General features: G+C 76.0%; 1 pseudogene. It reads right to left on the bottom strand.

Going from position 1 to position 1,127, the window contains the following annotated elements:
* Positions 1–1,127 (bottom strand): annotated as a pseudogene (locus AC1DYX_RS31370) (penicillin-binding transpeptidase domain-containing protein); the annotation flags it as partial.

Raw genomic sequence — 1,127 nt, 5'->3', positions numbered from 1 at the left:
GCCCTGGGGCAGGCGGGCGAACAGGCGCGCGCTCGAAGGCGGCATGTCGTCGGCCAGCGGCACGGGCGCCGTGCCCTGGCCCTCCCTCACCTCGGCGCGCCACGTGCCCTGCGTGCCGCCCGCCATGCGCCACGCCAGCAGGCGCCGCTCGGCATTGAAGATACGGACCTGCTCGCGCACGAAGTCGCCGTCGGCGCGGCGGTACAGCCGTTCCAGCAGACGCAAGGTGTCGCCGTCGAGCCGTATGCCATCCCACGGCGTCGTCCCGGCCGCGCGCCACGCGGCGAGGTCCGGCGGTGCCAGCTCGGACAGGCCGTTCGCACCGAGGCGCACGAGTCCGCGCGCGCTCAGCTGCTGGAACAGCTGCTCGTCTTCCAGCGCCGGGCCAAGGGTGGTCGGTACGCGGTAGTCGCCCGGCGCCAGCCGCGCCTCGACGGGATCGCCCTGCGCCGGCAGCGCGACGACAAGCGCACGGTGGTTCGGCGCCGGCCGGAACAGGTGCACGAGCAGCTCGCCGGCCAGCGGGCACGCCGCGCTGGGGCGACGCTGCAGGCGCAGCGCGCCGTCGCGCCACGTCAGCCAGCCTTCGCCGCGCAGCGCGGCCGTGCCCGCGCTGCCGGCGGCCGGCGTTGTCCCACCGTCGCCGATCCACTTCGCATCGCCGTCCCAGCGCACCGCCAGGGCGGGCAGATCCGGCCCGGCGCGGCCTTCGATGCGCACGCGCGGCATCGGGCCCTCCGCCAGCAGGACGTTGCGCGGCGCCTCGAGGCCGGCGACGGCAGCGAATGGCCAGCCGATGCGCAGCGGCAGCAGGCGTCCGGGCCTGTTCCTGTCGGACATTTGTTCGCACAGGTCGACGCGTTTCACGGGACCGGCTTGCATGCCGGACACAATGAGCAGCGTGGCGGTGCCATGCGTGCTGACGGTCGCGCCCGTGCCGTCCGGCACCGTGAACGCGATACCCGGCAGCACGGCCTGGAAGCGCGCGGCGCCATCGCCCGGCGGTGTCGCGCCCGCCGCCGCCAGCCAGCGCGCGTGCATGACGATGAGCACGGCGCCGGCGAGCGCCAGCAGGACGCAGCCGGCCGTGAGCCAGCGCAGCGGTGCCGGCCCGCGCACGCGTGCGG

It is taken from the genome of Massilia sp. P2_C2 (assembly GCF_056404615.1).
The sequence above is the reverse complement of the archived record's forward strand: the minus strand, read 5'-3'. Positions and strand labels throughout refer to the sequence as shown.